Source organism: Stenotrophomonas maltophilia group sp. Smal32 (genome assembly GCF_030237085.1).
In the GTDB taxonomy this organism is placed as follows: Bacteria; Pseudomonadota; Gammaproteobacteria; order Xanthomonadales; family Xanthomonadaceae; genus Stenotrophomonas; species Stenotrophomonas maltophilia_Q.
Genome location: NZ_JASJSI010000028.1, coordinates 1 through 16,635, shown reverse-complemented (window position 1 = coordinate 16,635; position 16,635 = coordinate 1). Strand labels below are relative to the sequence as shown.

Annotated in this window: 19 protein-coding genes; 8 read left to right on the top strand and 11 right to left on the bottom strand. The window is 66.9% G+C overall.

What is annotated here, in order from left to right; genetic code table 11:
- Positions 1–24: 24 nt before the first annotated feature.
- Together proC and QRO91_RS09145 are read right to left on the bottom strand one after the other, a co-directional pair.
- Positions 25–846, bottom strand: a complete 822-nt coding sequence (proC, locus tag QRO91_RS09150) for a pyrroline-5-carboxylate reductase (RefSeq protein WP_197650708.1) — start codon at positions 844–846, stop codon at positions 25–27.
- Positions 847–864: 18 nt separating this feature from the next.
- Complete coding sequence (locus QRO91_RS09145) at positions 865–1,542, bottom strand: YggS family pyridoxal phosphate-dependent enzyme (RefSeq protein WP_049430128.1); 678 nt, start codon at positions 1,540–1,542, stop codon at positions 865–867.
- 87 nt (positions 1,543–1,629) lie between these two features.
- Between QRO91_RS09145 and QRO91_RS09140 the strand changes: the two genes are divergently transcribed.
- From QRO91_RS09140 to QRO91_RS09130, 3 genes are all read left to right on the top strand, one after another.
- Entirely contained in the window at positions 1,630–2,667 is a 1,038-nt protein-coding gene (locus tag QRO91_RS09140) for a type IV pilus twitching motility protein PilT (RefSeq protein WP_004147099.1), read from the top strand.
- A gap of 98 nt (positions 2,668–2,765) precedes the next feature.
- Positions 2,766–3,908, top strand: a complete 1,143-nt coding sequence (locus tag QRO91_RS09135; protein WP_080354958.1) for a PilT/PilU family type 4a pilus ATPase — start codon at positions 2,766–2,768, stop codon at positions 3,906–3,908.
- A gap of 204 nt (positions 3,909–4,112) precedes the next feature.
- On the top strand, positions 4,113–5,096 hold the full coding sequence (locus QRO91_RS09130) for an aldo/keto reductase (RefSeq protein ID WP_049426721.1): 984 nt from the start codon (positions 4,113–4,115) through the stop codon (positions 5,094–5,096).
- Between the two features lie 71 nt (positions 5,097–5,167).
- Here QRO91_RS09130 and QRO91_RS09125 read toward each other — a convergent pair whose 3' ends face one another.
- On the bottom strand, positions 5,168–6,067 hold the full coding sequence (locus tag QRO91_RS09125; protein ID WP_049426722.1) for a LysR family transcriptional regulator: 900 nt from the start codon (positions 6,065–6,067) through the stop codon (positions 5,168–5,170).
- A 462-nt stretch (positions 6,068–6,529) separates the two neighbouring features.
- Here QRO91_RS09125 and QRO91_RS09120 point away from each other — a divergent pair, with 462 nt between their 5' ends.
- Together QRO91_RS09120 and QRO91_RS09115 are read left to right on the top strand one after the other, a co-directional pair.
- Positions 6,530–6,742 (top strand): DUF4287 domain-containing protein, encoded by a 213-nt coding sequence (locus tag QRO91_RS09120; protein ID WP_014646220.1) that lies wholly within the window; start codon positions 6,530–6,532, stop codon positions 6,740–6,742.
- 110 nt (positions 6,743–6,852) lie between these two features.
- Positions 6,853–7,560: a YitT family protein gene (locus QRO91_RS09115; RefSeq protein WP_049427633.1), complete on the top strand. Its 708-nt coding sequence runs from the start codon at positions 6,853–6,855 to the stop codon at positions 7,558–7,560.
- Between the two features lie 83 nt (positions 7,561–7,643).
- Here the strand turns inward: QRO91_RS09115 and QRO91_RS09110 are convergent, their stop codons facing one another.
- The gene (locus QRO91_RS09110) at positions 7,644–8,189 is read right to left on the bottom strand and encodes a DNA-3-methyladenine glycosylase I (RefSeq protein WP_049427629.1); all 546 of its coding nucleotides are present in this window, start codon (positions 8,187–8,189) and stop codon (positions 7,644–7,646) included.
- 88 nt (positions 8,190–8,277) lie between these two features.
- Between QRO91_RS09110 and QRO91_RS09105 the strand changes: the two genes are divergently transcribed.
- From QRO91_RS09105 to QRO91_RS09095, 3 genes are read left to right on the top strand one after another with little or no spacing between them, the layout of a single operon-like run.
- Positions 8,278–8,844 (top strand): YqgE/AlgH family protein, encoded by a 567-nt coding sequence (locus tag QRO91_RS09105; RefSeq protein WP_049427628.1) that lies wholly within the window; start codon positions 8,278–8,280, stop codon positions 8,842–8,844.
- Positions 8,837–9,331 carry a Holliday junction resolvase RuvX gene (gene ruvX, locus QRO91_RS09100; RefSeq protein ID WP_049427627.1) on the top strand — a complete coding sequence of 165 codons (495 nt, stop codon included), beginning with the start codon at positions 8,837–8,839 and terminating at the stop codon, positions 9,329–9,331. The genes QRO91_RS09105 and ruvX overlap by 8 nt, the downstream gene beginning before the upstream one ends.
- Before the next feature lie 15 nt (positions 9,332–9,346).
- Entirely contained in the window at positions 9,347–10,297 is a 951-nt protein-coding gene (locus tag QRO91_RS09095) for an aspartate carbamoyltransferase catalytic subunit (RefSeq protein ID WP_049427626.1), read from the top strand.
- Between the two features lie 91 nt (positions 10,298–10,388).
- Here QRO91_RS09095 and QRO91_RS09090 read toward each other — a convergent pair whose 3' ends face one another.
- The 7 genes from QRO91_RS09090 to QRO91_RS09060 form a co-directional block, all read right to left on the bottom strand.
- The gene (locus QRO91_RS09090) at positions 10,389–10,880 is read right to left on the bottom strand and encodes an REP-associated tyrosine transposase (RefSeq protein ID WP_197650710.1); all 492 of its coding nucleotides are present in this window, start codon (positions 10,878–10,880) and stop codon (positions 10,389–10,391) included.
- A gap of 137 nt (positions 10,881–11,017) precedes the next feature.
- Positions 11,018–11,815, bottom strand: coding sequence for a prolyl oligopeptidase family serine peptidase (locus QRO91_RS09085; RefSeq protein ID WP_080354970.1), 798 nt, complete (start codon positions 11,813–11,815; stop codon positions 11,018–11,020).
- Between the two features lie 71 nt (positions 11,816–11,886).
- A complete protein-coding gene (locus QRO91_RS09080) occupies positions 11,887–12,153 on the bottom strand; it encodes a hypothetical protein (protein WP_049427625.1) in 267 nt (88 codons plus the stop codon).
- A gap of 61 nt (positions 12,154–12,214) precedes the next feature.
- The gene (gene mgtE, locus QRO91_RS09075; protein WP_010483662.1) at positions 12,215–13,576 is read right to left on the bottom strand and encodes a magnesium transporter; all 1,362 of its coding nucleotides are present in this window, start codon (positions 13,574–13,576) and stop codon (positions 12,215–12,217) included.
- A gap of 274 nt (positions 13,577–13,850) precedes the next feature.
- Entirely contained in the window at positions 13,851–15,620 is a 1,770-nt protein-coding gene (ptsP, locus tag QRO91_RS09070) for a phosphoenolpyruvate--protein phosphotransferase (protein ID WP_049427624.1), read from the bottom strand.
- 2 nt (positions 15,621–15,622) lie between these two features.
- The gene (locus QRO91_RS09065; RefSeq protein WP_005408385.1) at positions 15,623–15,892 is read right to left on the bottom strand and encodes an HPr family phosphocarrier protein; all 270 of its coding nucleotides are present in this window, start codon (positions 15,890–15,892) and stop codon (positions 15,623–15,625) included.
- Positions 15,885–16,277, bottom strand: a complete 393-nt coding sequence (locus QRO91_RS09060; protein ID WP_005408386.1) for a PTS sugar transporter subunit IIA — start codon at positions 16,275–16,277, stop codon at positions 15,885–15,887. The genes QRO91_RS09065 and QRO91_RS09060 overlap by 8 nt, the downstream gene beginning before the upstream one ends.
- Between the last annotated feature and the right edge of the window lie 358 nt (positions 16,278–16,635).

Below are 16,635 nucleotides of genomic sequence, written 5' to 3'. Positions count from 1 at the left end.
GCAAAGGGATCTGACCCCAGGGGATCAATCATTCGCCGCAGACAATTCCTGTCCACGCACCTGCGCGGCGCGCAGCGCCGTGTCCACCAACGCCTCGAAACCCCCAGCCTGGAAGCTCTCGATCGCGGCCTGGGTGGTTCCGTTCGGCGAGGTCACGCGGCGGCGCAGCTCGGCCGGGCTTTCACCGGCCTCATCCAGCATGCGCGAGGCACCCAGCAGGGTCTGCACCACCAGCGTGCGCGCGGCGTCGGCTGGCAGGCCCTGGGCGATGCCCGCCGCTTCCATCGCTTCGGCCAGCAGGAATACATAGGCCGGGCCACTGCCGGATACGGCAGTGACCGAATCCATCAGTGCTTCGCTGTCGATCCACACGGTGCGGCCTGCGCTGGCCAGCACCTTCTCGGCCTGCGCGTGCTGCTGCGCATCCACCGAAAGCGTGGCGTACAGGCCGGTCACGCCGGCACCGAGCAGGGCCGGCGTGTTCGGCATTGCACGCACCACCGGCAGGTTGCCACCCAGCCAGCGCTCCAGCTGCGTGCTGGTGATACCCGCGGAAATCGATACCACCAGCGGTCGGTTCGCCTGTGCCAGCGCCTGCAGCGACTGGCAGACCTCGCGCAGCACCTGCGGCTTCACCGCCAGCAGCCAGGTGCTGCCCTGTGCGGCAGCATCAACCGCGTTGTCGTGCACCTGTACGCCGAAGTCGGCAGCCAGCGACTCGCGCAGCGCTGCAACCGGTTCGGCGACGTGGATGTGCGCGGCGGGTGTGCCCTGGCGGATCAGGCCGGCGATCAGGCTGCGCGCCATGTTGCCGCCCCCGATGAAGGTGATGGAATCAGCTGCCATGGAAATCTCCTCGAAAAGTCAGGCTGGGCGCGGGCGTGCGCCGAACAGTGCGGTACCGATGCGCACCAGGGTGGCGCCTTCGGCGATGGCTTCAGCGTAGTCGCCGCTCATGCCCATCGACAGCGTGTCGACCTGCGGGTACTGCTCGGTCAGCGCCTGGAAAAGTGTGCGCATGCGCACGAACGCATCCCGACGGCGCTCGGCCTCGGGCCACGGCGCGGGAATCGCCATCAGGCCGCGCAGGCGAAGGCTGGGCTCGGTGGCAATCGCCGTGGCCAGTTCCTCCACCTGCTCCGGCGCGCAGCCGTGCTTGCTGGATTCGTCGTCGATGTTGACCTGGATCAGTACGTTCAGCGGGCCACGCGCGGCCGGACGATGGCGCGCCAGTGCGGCTACCAGCTTGGGCCGGTCCACGCTCTGCACCCAGTCGAAGTGGATGGCCACGGCATCGGCCTTGTTCGACTGCAGGTGGCCGATCAGGTGCCATTCCAGCGCCAGGTGCTGCAGCGCCTGCATCTTGGCCAGCGCTTCCTGCACGTAGTTCTCGCCGAAGGCGTGCTGGCCCTGTGCGGCCAGCGCGGCCACGGCCTCAGCCGGCTGGGTCTTGGACACCGCCAGCAGGCGCGGGTCGGGCCTGCCAGCGGCCTCGGCGGCGGCATGCAGGTTGCTCAGGATCTGGGGCAGGGGAGTGGCCACGTAACGCGTTCCGTTGAATCGGGAGGCTATACTGCCTCCCGGGGAAAGATCCTTCCAGTCGAAGCCGTTATTGGGGAGTAGCCGCTCATGGATATCGCCGAACTGTTGGCGTTTTCCGTAAAGAACAAAGCGTCCGACCTGCACCTGTCCGCAGGCCTGCCGCCGATGATCCGCGTGGACGGCGATGTTCGCCGGATCAACATTCCAGCCCTGGACCACAAGCAGGTCCACGCGCTGGTGTACGACATCATGTCCGACAAGCAGCGCCGCGATTACGAAGAATTCCTCGAAGTGGATTTCTCGTTCGAGATCCCGTCGCTGGCGCGCTTCCGAGTGAATGCGTTCAACCAGAACCGCGGTGCGGGTGCGGTGTTCCGTACCATTCCGTCCGAGGTGCTCACCCTCGAGGACCTGGCCTGCCCACCGCTGTTCCGCGAGGTGATCCAGCAGCCGCAGGGCCTGATCCTGGTGACCGGGCCGACCGGCTCGGGCAAGTCGACCACGCTGGCGGCGATGATCGACTACATCAACAAGAACGAATACGGCCACATCCTCACCGTCGAGGATCCGATCGAATTCGTGCATACCTCGCAGAAGTGCCTGATCAACCAGCGCGAAGTGCACCGAGACACGCACGGCTTCAATGAAGCGCTCCGTTCTGCGCTGCGTGAGGACCCGGACATCATCCTGGTCGGCGAACTTCGTGACCTGGAAACCATCCGCCTGGCACTGACCGCCGCGGAAACCGGCCACCTGGTGTTCGGCACCCTGCACACCAGTTCGGCAGCGAAGACCATCGACCGCATCATCGACGTGTTCCCCGCCGGCGAAAAGCCGATGGTGCGCTCGATGCTGTCCGAGTCGCTGCGTGCGGTGATCTCGCAGGCGCTGCTGAAGAAGGTTGGCGGCGGTCGTACCGCAGCGTGGGAAATCATGGTCGGCACTCCGGCCATCCGCAACCTGATCCGCGAGGACAAGGTGGCGCAGATGTATTCGGCCATCCAGACCGGCCAGCAGTACGGCATGATGACCCTGGACCAGCACCTGCAGGACCTGGTCAAGCGCAGCCTGATCACCCGCAACCAGGCCCGCGAGTACGCCAAGGACAAGCGCCTGTTCGAGTAAGGCGGGGCAGCAACGGACGGCGCGCGCAATGGCGCGGCCGCTCCGCGTTGTTTCCTCCACCGACCGTTACCTGGTAAACCGCTTTCCGGGAGCCCGCCGTGAACACAACCGCGACCACCATCGATTTCACTTCGTTCCTCAAGCTGATGGCGCACCAGCGCGCCTCTGACCTGTTCATCACTGCGGGCATGCCGCCGGCGATGAAGGTCAACGGCAAGATCTCGCCGATCACGCAGACCCCGCTGACGCCCCAGCAGAGCCGCGACCTGGTCCTCAACGTGATGACCCCGGCACAGCGCGAGGAATTCGAGAAGACCCACGAATGCAACTTCGCCATCGGCCTGTCCGGTGTTGGCCGCTTCCGTGTCAGCTGCTTCTACCAGCGCAACCAGGTCGGCATGGTGCTGCGTCGCATCGAGACGCGCATTCCGACCGTGGAGGAACTGAGCCTGCCGCCGATCATCAAGACGCTGGCGATGACCAAGCGCGGCATCATCCTGTTCGTCGGTGCCACCGGTACCGGTAAATCGACTTCGCTTGCGGCGATGATCGGCTACCGCAACCAGAACTCGACCGGCCACATCATCACCATCGAAGACCCGATCGAGTTCGTGCACAAGCACGAAGGCTGCATCATCACCCAGCGTGAGGTCGGCATCGATACCGACAGCTGGGAAGCCGCGCTGAAGAACACCCTGCGCCAGGCGCCGGACGTGATCATGATCGGTGAGGTGCGTACCCGCGAAGGCATGGACCACGCCATCGCGTTCGCCGAGACCGGTCACCTGGTGCTGTGCACCCTGCATGCCAACAACGCCAACCAGGCGATGGACCGCATCGTCAACTTCTTCCCGGAAGACCGCCGCAACCAGCTGCTGATGGACCTGTCGCTGAACCTCAAGGGCGTGGTCGCGCAGCAGCTGGTGCCGTCGCCCGATGGCCGTTCGCGCAAGGTCGCCATGGAGATCCTGCTCGGCACGCCGCTGGTGCAGGATTACATCCGCGACGGCGAGATCCACAAGCTGAAGGAAGTGATGAAGGACTCGGTCCAGCTGGGCATGAAGACCTTCGACCAGAGCCTGTTCGAGCTGTACCAGGCCGGTGAGATCAGCTACGAGGACGCGCTGCGCTATGCTGACTCGCAGAACGAAGTGCGCCTGCGCATCAAGCTCAGCCAGGGCGGCGACGCACGCACGTTGTCACAGGGCCTGGATGGCGTTGAGATCTCCGAGGTCCGGTGACCTGCAGATCTGTAGAGTCGACTGCCAGTCGACTCTCGCGCGCAGCGCGGGATTTCCCTGGCCGTTGGAAAGCAGTCGACTGACAGTCGGCGCTACCGCGCGCGGGCGATTGATGAATTCCAGTCATGACCAACTGCAACGCTGCCCATTCAATCGGCAGCCCCTGCAGGCGTATCGTCAGCGTTCCCCCTCTGGAGCACCACGATGCAGACACGTGAACTCGGCCGCAGCGGTCTGAAGGTTTCCGCCTTGGGCCTGGGTTGCATGGGCCTGACCCATGCCTATGGCCAGCCGGTCGAGCGCAGCCAGGGCATCGCCCTGCTGCACGCTGCCGTTGAACGCGGCGTGACCTTCTTCGACACCGCCGAAGTGTACGGCCCGTACACCAATGAAGACCTGCTCGGCGAGGCCCTGGCGCCTTACCGCGACAAGCTGGTGATCGCCACCAAGTTCGGCTTCAAGGATGCGCGCACCGATACCGGCCTGGACAGCCGCCCCGAGAACATCCGCGCCGTGGCCGAAGCCAGTCTCAAACGCCTGCGCACCGACCATATCGACCTGTTCTACCAGCACCGTGTCGACCCGAACGTGCCGATCGAGGACGTGGCCGGCACCGTGCGCGACCTGATCGCCGAGGGCAAGGTCGGCCACTTCGGCCTGTCCGAGGCCAGCACCGCCACCGTGCGCCGTGCGCACGCGGTGCAGCCGGTCGCGGCCGTGCAGAGCGAGTATTCGCTGTGGTGGCGTGAACCGGAGCGCGAACTGTTGCCGACCCTGCAGGAACTGGGCATCGGCTTCGTGCCGTTCAGTCCGTTGGGCCGTGGCTTCCTGACCGGTGCGATCAATGCCGATACCACCTTCGACGCCAACGACTTCCGCAACAGCGTGCCGCGGTTCGAGGTGGAAGCACGCCGCGCCAACCAGGTGCTGGTGGATCGCATCAGTACGATTGCTGCAGCACGCGGCGCGACCCCGGCGCAGGTGGCGCTGGCCTGGCTGCTGGCGCAGGCGCCGTGGATCGTGCCGATTCCGGGCACCACCAAGATCCACCGCCTGGAAGAGAACCTGGGCGCGGCTGACCTGCAGCTGGCGCCGGAGGAACTGCAGCGCATCGCGCAGGCGCTGGATGAAGTGTCGATCGTCGGCGAGCGCTACAACGCACAGCGTGCGGCGCAGGCGAAGGGCTGATCACCGCGCCATCCTGCCTCGGGTGGGTGCAGAGTGTGGTGGGTGCGGACCGTTGGTCCGCACTCCCCAGCTCAGTCCTTCATCGGCCCACGCAGCGCGTCCAGCACCGTGCGCATCGCCACCGTTACATGCCGGCGCGACGGGTAGTACGCGTAATAGCCATCAAAGTGCGGGCACCAGTCGTCCAGCACCGACTGCAGCCGCCCATCCTCCAGCATCGGCTGCACCTGGTCTTCAGGCAGCCACGCCAGCCCGCTGCCCGCCAGCGCGGCGGCCCGGGTCATGCCCATGCTGTTGAAGATCCACTGACCGCTCACCCGCACGCTCAGTTCGTTGCCGTCCTGGCCGAAATCCCACGGCATCAGCCCGCCATGGGTGGGCAGGCGCAGGGTCACGCAGTTGTGCGCGGCCAGGTCGTCCGGGTGCCGAGGCACCACGTGCTGGCGGAAGTAAGTGGGGGCGCCGACCACGCGCATGCGCAGCGGCGGGCTGACCGGCACGGCGACCATGTCGCGGGCCAGCCGCTCCCCCAGGCGGATGCCGATGTCGTAGCGCTCGGCGACGATGTCGGCCAGCCCGTAGTCGGCGGTCAGCTCCACCTTGAGGTCCGGATACTGCTGCAGCAGTGGTGCCAGCCGCGGCCAGGCAATGTACTCCGCGGCATGGCCGGTGGCGTTGATGCGGATGGTTCCAGCCGGGCGCTCGCGGTACTCGGCCAGCGCGGCCAGCCCATCCTCGATCCCGGCCAGGCGAGGGGCGAGCGTTTCCAGAAGGTGGGCGCCGGCTTCGGTGGTGGACACGCTGCGGGTGGTGCGGGTCAGCAGGCGCACACCAAGGCGCTGTTCCAGGCCGCGCATGGCGTGGCTGAGCGCAGACTGGGAGACGCCCAGCTGCGCGGCGGCCTTGGTGAAGCTGCCCTCGCGGGCGACGTGGACGAAGGCCTGCAGGTCGTTGAGGTTTTCACGGGGCATGCGGGAATGATACGGCCGGGCTGCGCCCGGCACCTGCCGAATCAACGGCAACGGCAACGTCAAAAGCTGGCTTCCTGTGGGAGGCGGGGTGGCTCAGGTTGCGGGGGACGGCGCAAGTACCCCTCCGGGGCCCGGCCCAGCCGCCGGCGGCTGTGCGTTCGGGCGCTTGCGAAGCAGTGCTTCGCAAGCAAAGTGCCCTCACCCATGTAGCCTCGGTCGCGCCTTGCTCGTGTGCGCTGTCCTGCGCACACGGCAAGACCGGGGTTGGGCGTCCTGCCCAACCCGCCCGAGGCATGCCCTCGGGCCCATGGCGCTCACGCCCCCGCAACCTGAGCCACCCCGCCTTCGACAGTTTCCCGCGAGCTGTTGGAACGGCTCCGATCCCATTCTGTGTAGACGTGTGGGGATGTCGATCTCAGGGACTGTGGTTCGTCGAATGAATGACTTCAACGGGAGCTGCACATGAGCACTGACACCAAGCCGAAAGGCCCGGCCTCGTACTTTCCCTCCATCGAGAAGACCTACGGGCAGCCGGTGGCGCACTGGTTCGGGTTGCTGGCCGGGAAGAAGGGCCTGAAACACATGGAACTGGTCAGCTTCCTGAAAAGTGAGCATGGCCTGGGCCATGGCCACGCCAACGCGCTGGTGGCGCATCACCTGGCCGGAAAAGGCTGATCGGCGGCCGGCAGAGAACGGGGTGGGGCGCATTCAGCTGAACGATTTCATCTGCAACTGTCATGCAGATCGTGTCTAATACCGCTCCCCACCTGCTGTTCCCCACCCGTATGTCCCTTCCCTCCCATGGCCCCGCGCCGTGCGACGACGCTGACGGCCACCTGGTCACCGCTGGTCCGCTGACCCCGCCGCCCGACAGCGCCGGCACCACCGCCGACGGAAAAGCGCTGCGCCACTCGATCGCCGAGGACGTGCAGGGCATGGTGCTGGCCACCATGGTGGCCTCGCTGGGGCTGGCCATCTTCGCCAAGAGCGGGCTGATGATCGGCGGCATGGCCGGCATGGCCTTTCTGCTGCACTACGCGCTGGACTGGAACTTCGGCGTGGTGTTCGTGCTGGTCAACCTGCCGTTCTACTGGGTGGCGGTGCGGCGCATGGGCTGGGAATTCACCCTGAAGACCTTCGCCGCGGTCACCGCCTGTGGCGTGCTGACCGACCTGCTGCCGCGCTGGATCGACTTCTCGCACATCCACCCGCTGTACTCGGCGATCGTCGGTGGCGCGTTGTCGGGCCTGGGCATCCTGTTCTTCATCCGCCACCGTGCCAGCCTGGGTGGCATCGGCATCCTGGCGGTGTACCTGCAGCGCACCCGCGGCTGGAGCGCGGGCAAGGTGCAGATGTCCTACGACGCCTGCCTGATGGTGGCCGCGTTCTTCGTGCTGTCGCCGTCGAAGGTGCTGTACTCGGCCATCGGCGCGGTGGTGCTCAGCCTGGTGCTGATGTTCAACCACCGCCCTGGCCGCTACATGGGCGTGTGACCGTTCAACGGGGTTGCCGGCCAGCGGCCGGCACTACCGGAACCCACGCGTGGTAACGCCGGTCCATGCCCGGCGGATATCCATCAGCGGGTGGCGGCCTGCAACCACGGCGGCGACAGCGTTAGCAGCCGCGCATGCACCGGGCAGTCCTCGGCATGCGCACCGGGCAGGTAGCCCAAGCTCATCAGGAACTCGCCGGTGATCTCGCCGCCGGTGAAGCGGAAGGTCTTCTTGAACAGCTTCACCCAGTCGGCCTTGCTGCGCGGGTGGTGCGCATCCAGCCACGACGCGAAGCTGCCGTGGCTGGCCCGCAGCTGCTGGATCACCTGCGCGTTGTGGATCGCCGCCAGCACCTTCAGCCGGTTGCGGATGATGCCGGCGTCCGACAGCAGGCGTTCGATGTCCTGCTCGGCATAGGCTGCCACACGGTCCACATCGAAACCGTCATAGGCCGTGCGAAAGCCCTCGCGCTTCTTCAGGATCGTTTCCCAGCTCAGGCCGGCCTGGTTGATCTCCAGCACCAGTCGTTCGAACAGCTCGCGCTCGTCACGCTGCGGGAAGCCGTACTCGTTGGCGTGGTAGTAGTCGTGCACCGGATGGCCCGGGGCGATGAGGCAGTAACCGGACACGTCGAACTCCTGCGCGGTGGGACGTCATTATGCGCGCCGTGACCGTCGAGTGGAGGCGCCCGGCGCGCCCAGCCGCTAGAATGGGGCCATGCCAGTAACGCCGACCTCCCTTGCCGATCACCTGCTCGTCGCGCTGCCGTCGCTGCTCGACGCGACCTTCGCCCGCAGCGTCGCGCTGATCTGCCAGCACGACGAGAACGGGGCGATGGGCGTGCTGGTCAACCAGCCTTCCGAGTACACGCTCGGTGAAGTGCTTGCACAGATGGACATCACCACCGGCGATGGCGACCTGCAGGCGCGCATGGTGCTCAACGGCGGCCCGGTGCATCCCGAGCGCGGCTTCGTCATCCATGACGACGCGCGGGCGTGGGATTCCAGCCTGACCGTGGGCAATGGCCTGTACCTGACCACCTCGCGCGATATCCTCGAGGCGATGGCGCGAGGCGAAGGCCCGGCCAACGCCGTGGTCACCCTCGGCTGTGCCGGTTGGGGCGCAGGGCAGCTGGAAAGCGAGCTGTCCGAGAACAGCTGGCTGACCGTGCCGGCCGACGCCGAGCTGGTGTTCCAGCTGCCACTGGAGCAGCGCTGGCAGGGTGCGGCCTCGCGTATCGGCGTGGACCTGTTCCGGCTGACGGATTACAGCGGCCATGTCTGAGCCGGCCGCGCCCGCACCGGTATCTTCTGCCCCGGCGATCCGCCGTGACGGCACCGTTCTGGGTTTCGATGTCGGCTCGCGACGGATCGGCGTGGCCATCGGCAGTGCCTTCGCGGCGCATGCGCGCGCGGTGGCGGTGGTCGATGTGCATGGCAACGGCCCGGACTGGACCGCGATCGAGCGCCTGCTCAAGGAATGGAAGCCCGATGGCCTGGTGGTCGGCGACCCGCTGACCCTGGACGGCCAGGACCAGCCCAACCGCAAGCGCGCGCAGGGCTTTGCCCGCCAGCTGCGGGAACGCTTCAAGCTGCCCGTGGTGATGATCGACGAGCGCTCCAGCTCGGTCGAAGCCGCCCGCCGCTTCGCCGTCGAGCGCGCCGAAGGGCGCAAGCGCCGCCGCGATGCGGCCGCCCTCGATGCCGTGGCCGCGGCGGTGATCATCGACCGCTGGCTGTCGTCGCCGGACGACGCCACCCCCATTCCCTGACTACCGACACCCGCCATGACTGCCCAGCAAATCGATGCCTCCGGACGCCTGCGCCACCTGCTGACCCTGGAGGCCCTGCCGCGCGAAACCCTGTTGCAGCTGCTGGACCGGGCAGGGCAGATCCGCGATGCTGCGGTCGGTCGCGTCGGCAACAAGCGCCACGTATTGGGCGGTTCGGCGGTGTGCACGCTGTTCTTCGAACCGTCCACGCGCACCCGCAGTTCGTTCCAGCTGGCCGCGCAGCGCCTGGGCGCCGACGTGCTGAACTTCGATGCCTCGACCTCGTCCACGCGCAAGGGCGAAACCGCCTGCGACACGCTGCGCAACCTGGAAGCGATGGGCGTGCGTGGCTTCGTCGTGCGCCATCCCGATGACGGCGCCGTGGCCGCCCTGGCCGAAGCGGCGGGCGAGGGCACTGCGCTGATCAACGCCGGTGACGGCCGCAGTTCGCACCCGACCCAGGGCCTGTTGGACATGCTGACCCTGCGCCAGGCCAAGGGCCCGGATTTCTCGAAGCTGAAGGTGGTGATTGTCGGCGACGTGAAGCACTCGCGCGTGGCCCGCACGGATCTGCACGCGCTGCGCACGCTTGGCGTGGGCGAGATCCGCGTGTGCGGCCCGCAGTCGCTGCTGCCGGACGACGAGACGCTGAAGGGCTGTGTGGTCGGCGATGATTTCGATGCGATGCTGGAAGGCGTCGACGCGCTGATGATGCTGCGCCTGCAGCGCGAGCGCATGGAAGAAGGCCTGGTGCCGTCGCTGGAGCAGTACCACGCACAGTACGGCCTGACCAATGAGCGCCTGGCACGCGCCGGCAAGGATGCCGCGGTGCTGCACCCGGGCCCGATCAACCGCGGCGTGGAAGTGACCGACGAGGTGGCCGACGGCCCGCAGTCGTGGGTACTGCGCCAGGTCGCCAACGGCGTCGCCGTGCGCATGGCCGTGCTGGAAACCCTGCTGGGCTGATGCCCGCTCTGGTAGGTGTCAACCTTGGTTGACACACTTACCGCGCGGCTTGACCGCGCACCGCTCTGGTAGATGCCAACCTTGGTTGGCACTATCTATCCGCGCCCAAGTTGTCGAGCGGATCACACGAAGCCCCGAGCTCCCATTCGCACCATGCGTGGGGATATTGCCCCAGCCGCGTCGTCAGCCCGGCCCTGATCGGATTTCCCATCAGATACATCGCATGCCGGTGCAACGATTCGTCAGAGCGGATTGCATGATCGTGATAGCACGCCTGCCAGACGCGCCCGATCCGCCCCAGCAAGCGATTTGCCTGCTGGGCTGTGCGCGACTTGAAGCGCTTCATGACGGTTTCCAGCGTCCCCGCGCGCAGTTCGACCAGCCAGTGGATGTGGTCGGGCATGACCACGTAGGTGATCGAGCGGGTGAAGCCTTCCTGATCCAGTCGCTGGAATTCGCGCATTGCCAAGGCGGCCGCTGCGGCGTTGGTGAAGAGCGGTGCGCGGTCATGGACGACGGTGGTGAGGATATAGCTGAGGCCGATGCTGGAGCGACGACCGAGCAGGAGACGTGTGTTCTGCATGGAGCAAGCATGGACAGGCCTGCTTCCAATGAACATCGGGGACTGGCTTGGTTTCAGGTAGGCCAGTGCCAACCAAGGTTGGCAACTACCAGAGCAGTCAATGCCAACCAAGGTTGGCAGCTACCAGGGGCTGTGGCTCAGCGCTTCTGCGCGAACAGCCACGCCCACATTGCCGGGTCCGCATAGGTGGCATCCCAGGCGTTGTGGTTGCCTTCCGGGTACTCGGTATAGCGCATGTCGCGTGCATTGGTGGCCAGGAAGGCGCTGTGAAGCCGGCGGTCGTCGTCCGGTGGGACCACGTCATCCAGTGCGCCGTGGAAGATCCAGATCGGGGTGTGCCGCAGGCGCTGGGCGATGGTCGCGTACGGGTCGGGCTCCTGCGCGACCTGCTCGACGAACAGGGTCGGGCGCACCGCACGCGGGGCCAGTACCGCGCCGCACACCGGCACGATCGCCGCGAAGCGGCGTGGGTCGTCCAGCGCGATGTCCCAGCTGCCATAGCCTCCCATCGACATGCCGGTCAGGTACTGGCGCGCTGGGTCGGCACCGAACTCGGCGATGGCGGCGTCCAGCGCAGCCAGCGCCACGCGGTTGTTGCGTCCGCTCCATTCCTCGCGCCCCGGCACCTGCGGAAATACGGCCAGCGCCGGGAAATCGGCCGCATGCGCGCGCAGGTACGGTCCCAATCCAGCGTGGGTCTGCTTGACGCCATCGCCGCCGCGCTCGCCGGAGCCATGCAGGAACAGCACGACCGGCAGCGAGCCCGGCGTGCGCGCCGATGCCGCCGGAATGAACACCTGGTAGTAAGCCGTTTCGCCATCCACCTTCACTGCGCGGGCCTCGAAGCGACCGCGCGCGCTGTCCGGCAGCGAGGCACAGCCCGTCATCATCAGAAAGGCCAGCAGCGGCAGCCAGCGCGACATCGAACGGACCATGGGCGTTCCCGAGGCGGTAGGGTCACCCGCATCGTAGTCCGGCGTGGGTCAACGCAGCATCATGCGCCGCGTCACTCCGGCCGCGGGAAGCTGGCGATGATGTCCAGCTGCTCCTGTGCTTCTGCATTGCCTTCGGCAGCGGCGGCCTGTACCTGTGCCATGTCCGGATGCAGCACCACCAGCAGCGGGTTCTCGCAGACCGGGCAGTCGTACTCGGTGGCGTCCTCGTCCAGCTCCATCACCATGGCCCGCGAGCAGCCCTTCCATTCACAGGCCGGGCAGGTGTGCTGCTGGTCGCGCCAGCCGGGCAGGAAGTAGTTTTCGATTGTCGTTGCCATGGGGGATCCAGTTGGGATCGGGCCAGAGCCCCGCGCAGCGGGGATCCGACCCATGGGACGGTCAGTGCAGCAGCACCAGGGTGGCCAGGCCGAGGAAGGTGAAGAAGCCCATCGAGTCGGTCACCGCGGTCAGGAAGATGCCGCTGGCCAGCGCCGGGTCGAAGCCGAAGCGTTTCAGCGTCAACGGCACCAGCACGCCCGCCAATGCAGCGAACAGGAGGTTGCAGGTCAGCGCGATGGCGATCACCGCCGACAACCCGGGCGAGTGGAACCAGGCCAGCACGATCAGGCCCAGCACCGAACCCAGCATCACGCCGTTCAGCAGCGCGACGCGCACTTCCTTCCACAGCAGGGTGCGGGCGTTGGAGGCGCCCACCTGGCCCAGCGCCAGGCCGCGCACCATCAGGGCCAGCACCTGGGTACCGGCGTTGCCACCGAGGCCGGCGACGATCGGCATCAGCACCGCCAGCGCCACCAGTTTGTCGATCGTGCCTTCGAAATGGCCGACCACGCTGGAGGCCAGGAAGGCCGTGCACAGGTTCACCGACAGCCACATCAGGCGGCGGCGCATCGCGCGCCAGACCGGGCTGAACAGATCCTCGTCCTCGTCCAGGCCGGCGGCGCCCAGCGCCTGGTGCTCGGCCTGGCCGCGGATGATGTCGACCACGTCATCGATGGTGATGCGGCCGACCAGGATGTTGTTGTCATCCACCACCGGCGCGGAGATCCAGTCGTGGTCGGAGAACTGGCGGGCGACTTCCTGGTCGCTCTCGCCGACGTCGATGGCTGGCTGCTCGTCGTCGATCAGGCGGTTGATCGGGGTGGTGTCCTCGTGGGTCACCAGTGCCGCCAGCGACACCCGGCCGAGGTACTGGTGGCGGCGGCTGACCACGAACAGGTGGTCGGTGTGGTCGGGCAGTTCACCGCGCAGGCGCAGGTAGCGCAGCACGACGTCGACATTGACGTCGGCGCGCACGGTCACCACGTCCGGGTTCATCAGGCGGCCGGCACTGTCCTCTGGATAGGACAGCACCTGTTCCAGGCGCTCACGGTTCTCGCGGTCCATCGACTTGAGGACTTCGTCGATGACCGTATCCGGCAGGTCCTCGACCAGGTCGGCCAGGTCGTCGATGTCCAGGTCTTCGACCGCGGCGATGATCTCGTCCGGGTCCATGTCCGCGAGCAGGCTTTCGCGCACGTCGTCGCCGACGTGGACCAGCACCTCGCCGTCATCTTCCGGATCGACCAGGCCCCACACCACCTCGCGCTTGCCCGGTGGCAGTGACTCGAGCAGGTTGCCGATCTCGGCCGGGGCCAGGGTGTTGACCAGGCGACGCACCGGGCCCAGCCGGCCGCTGTCCAGTGCATCGGACAACATCCGCAGTTGGCGCGCAGTCTTGTCGTGGCGTACAGCTTCAGCCATCGCAGCTCCCGCGGGTATAAGAAAAGCCGCGATCCCGGCAAGGATGCGGCAACAGGGGTGTTCAGCGCGTCATTATCGCAAGGGGATGTTTCAACGCATACCCCGCTGGCCTGCGGCCACCGGGGTCCACGCATTCAACCTTATCCCCGCGCCTGTCGGCGCGCCCCTTGAACAACAAGGGGCTGTTTCTGCGGATCGAATCTGCGTCGGGCCAGCGGCCAGCGGGGTCCACAAATTCCGCCGGGCCATGCCCGGCGAGCGCGTGGCGCGGAAATCAGGACGCGTCCGCCACCAGCGCCAGCCAGCGCTCGATGGCGCGGCGGTCGCGCGCGGCCAGCAGCTTGGGCGCGCGTGCACGCAACGTCGCCAGATCGGCCTCGCGGATCGCGCGGCGGACCTCGAGCAGGGTGCCGGGATGCAGACTGAATTCGGTCAGGCCCAGTGCCAGCAGCAGTGGCGTCATCCGCGCATCGCCGGCCATCTCGCCGCAGACCGCCACCGGGATGCGGTGGCGCGCGCCGGTCTCGATCACCATCTGCAGCAGCCGCAGCACCGCCGGGTGCAACGGCGAATACAGCTCGCCCAGCGCTTCATTGTTGCGGTCGGCCGCCAGCAGGTACTGCACCAGGTCATTGGTACCGATCGACAGGAAATCGACCAGGTCGATGAAGCTTTCCAGCGCCAGTGCAGCGGCCGGGACTTCGATCATCGCGCCCAGTGGCACGTGGTCGGACACCATGTGGCCTTCGTTGCGCAGCTGTTCGGTCAGCTTGAGCATGCGCCGGCGCACCGCCAGCAGCTCCTCGCGGGTGCTGACCATCGGCACCAGCACCCGCAGCTTGCCGTAGGCCGAGGCGCGCAGGATCGCGCGCAGCTGGGTGTCGGCTACCTTCGGCCGTGCCAGCGACAGGCGTACGCCACGCAGGCCGAGCGCCGGGTTTTCCTCGTTGCTCAGGGTCAGGCCGGTGCGATCAGCCTTGTCCGCGCCCAGGTCGAGGGTGCGGATGGTCACCGGTCGCCCGCTCATGCCCAGGGCGGCATCGCGGTAGGTCTGGAACTGTTCTTCTTCGTCGGGCAGCTCGTTGCGCTGCAGGAACAGGAATTCGGTGCGGTACAGGCCCAGGCCGTGGGCGCCCAGCGCATGCGCCTGGGTCACGTCCTCCAGCGATTCGGCATTGGCCAGCAGGGCGATGTCGACCTGGTCGCGGGTGCGGCTGGGCTTGCTGCGCAGGCGGCCGAGCTCGCGCTGTTCGCGCGCGTGTTCCTTCAGTCGTGCGCGATAGTCGCGCAGATTATCGGCCTGTGGATTGGCGGTGATGCTGCCGTCGGCGCCATCGATGATCAGCACGTCGCCATCGGCGATGCGGCTGAGAAGCTGCGGCACGTTGACGATCAAGGGCAGGTGCAGGCTGCGCGCAAGGATCGCGCTGTGCGAGAGCGCGCTGCCGGCGGCGGTGACGATGCCGACTACGCCCTGTGCCTGGAGCTGTGCCAGTTCAGAGGGCGCGATGTTGTCGCAGACCAGGATCTCGCCGGCCAGGCCTTTCACCGCAGGTGGGCGTTCGGGCTGCAGGAAGGCATGGATGCGGCCGATCACATGGTCGAGGTCGTCCATGCGGCTCTTCAGGTAGGCATCGTCCATCCCGTCGAAGACCTTGGCCAGGCGGTCGCGCTGCAGGCGCAATGCATAGCCGGCGCTGTACGGTCCGCTGCGGATCAGTTCGTCCAGGCCATAGAGCAGCTCGGGATCGTCCAGCAGCAGCGCATGCAGGTCGAGGAACTCACCCACTTCCTGGTTCAGGGCCCCATGCAGGCGCTGGCGCAGCTCGTGCATCTCCGTGCGTGCGGCATCCACCGCGCGATGCAGGCAGGCCAGCTCGGCCTCGACCTGGTTGGCGGCAACGCGCTGCTCGGCCACTTCCAGTGCATGCGGCAGGCGCACGCGGGCGCGGCCCATTGCCGTGCCGCGGGCGGCACCGTGGCCCGCCAGCAGCAGTACCGGCCGTTGGCCGGAAGGGGGCTGGCCGGCGCGTGCGCGTGGCACGCTCAGCTGTCCTCGTCGAAACGGCGTTCGAACAGGCCGACCACCGCCTCCATCGCGGCGGCTTCGTCCTCGCCATTGATGCGCACGGTGACCGGGGTGCCCTGGCCGGCGGCCAGCAGCATCACGCCCATGATGCTCTTGGCGTTGATCTCACGGCCTTTGGCGGCCATGGTCACGTTGCAGCGGAACGGCGCCAGGGTCTGCACCAGCTTGGCGGTGGCCCGGGCGTGCAGGCCCAGGCGGTTGCTCACGGTGAGTTCTCGTTCAAGCATCGTCGACTATCGCTCCATTACGGGTACCCGCCGCGGCTGTGGCGGGCAGTTGATCCAGTCCCTGTTCCGGATAATTCATCACCCGCAGCAACATCGGCAGGCTCAGCGCCGACACCCGGCGAACCGGGGTCCCCAGCCGGGCCAGCTGCCCGGCAAGGTTGGCGGGGCTGGCGCCGTACAGGTCGGTCAGGATCAGCACACCGTCACCCCCATCGACCCGCCGCAGGGCGGCCGAGGCGAGCGGGAGCAGGGCGTCCAGGTCTGCGTCGAACGGTACTTCGAAAGCTTCGGTTTTCAGCGGCAATTGCCGCAGGAGCCGGGTCGCCACGTCAAGCAGGGCGGTCCCGACCCCGGGATGTGTTACGAGGAGAATGCCACAGGTCATTACTGCACGTTAACAGGTCAAGGTGAATTGGCGATAGCAGCAGGAGAGGGGCACTGTGTCCCGTATTCAGCGATGCTCGGATCGGAGCCCTTTTTCTGTTGAAAAGGGATCCGACCCTGCCCGTTTTTTGATGCCTGACAGAGATTCATCCACGCATGGCGTGGATCTACCGTGTCGACCAGGGTCGACACCTACCAACAGCAGCAGAGATCTGTCAGAGGTGGGGCGGTGTGGGTGGGCAGGACCGTTGGGGGCCACGTCTGCGGCCACCAGGCCCCCCCGGCGGGGGTAACCGGGGTGGTGCGGGAACACAACCCCCCCCCACCCTCCAAAAATCATCGCTTTACGTTGGCCTTTG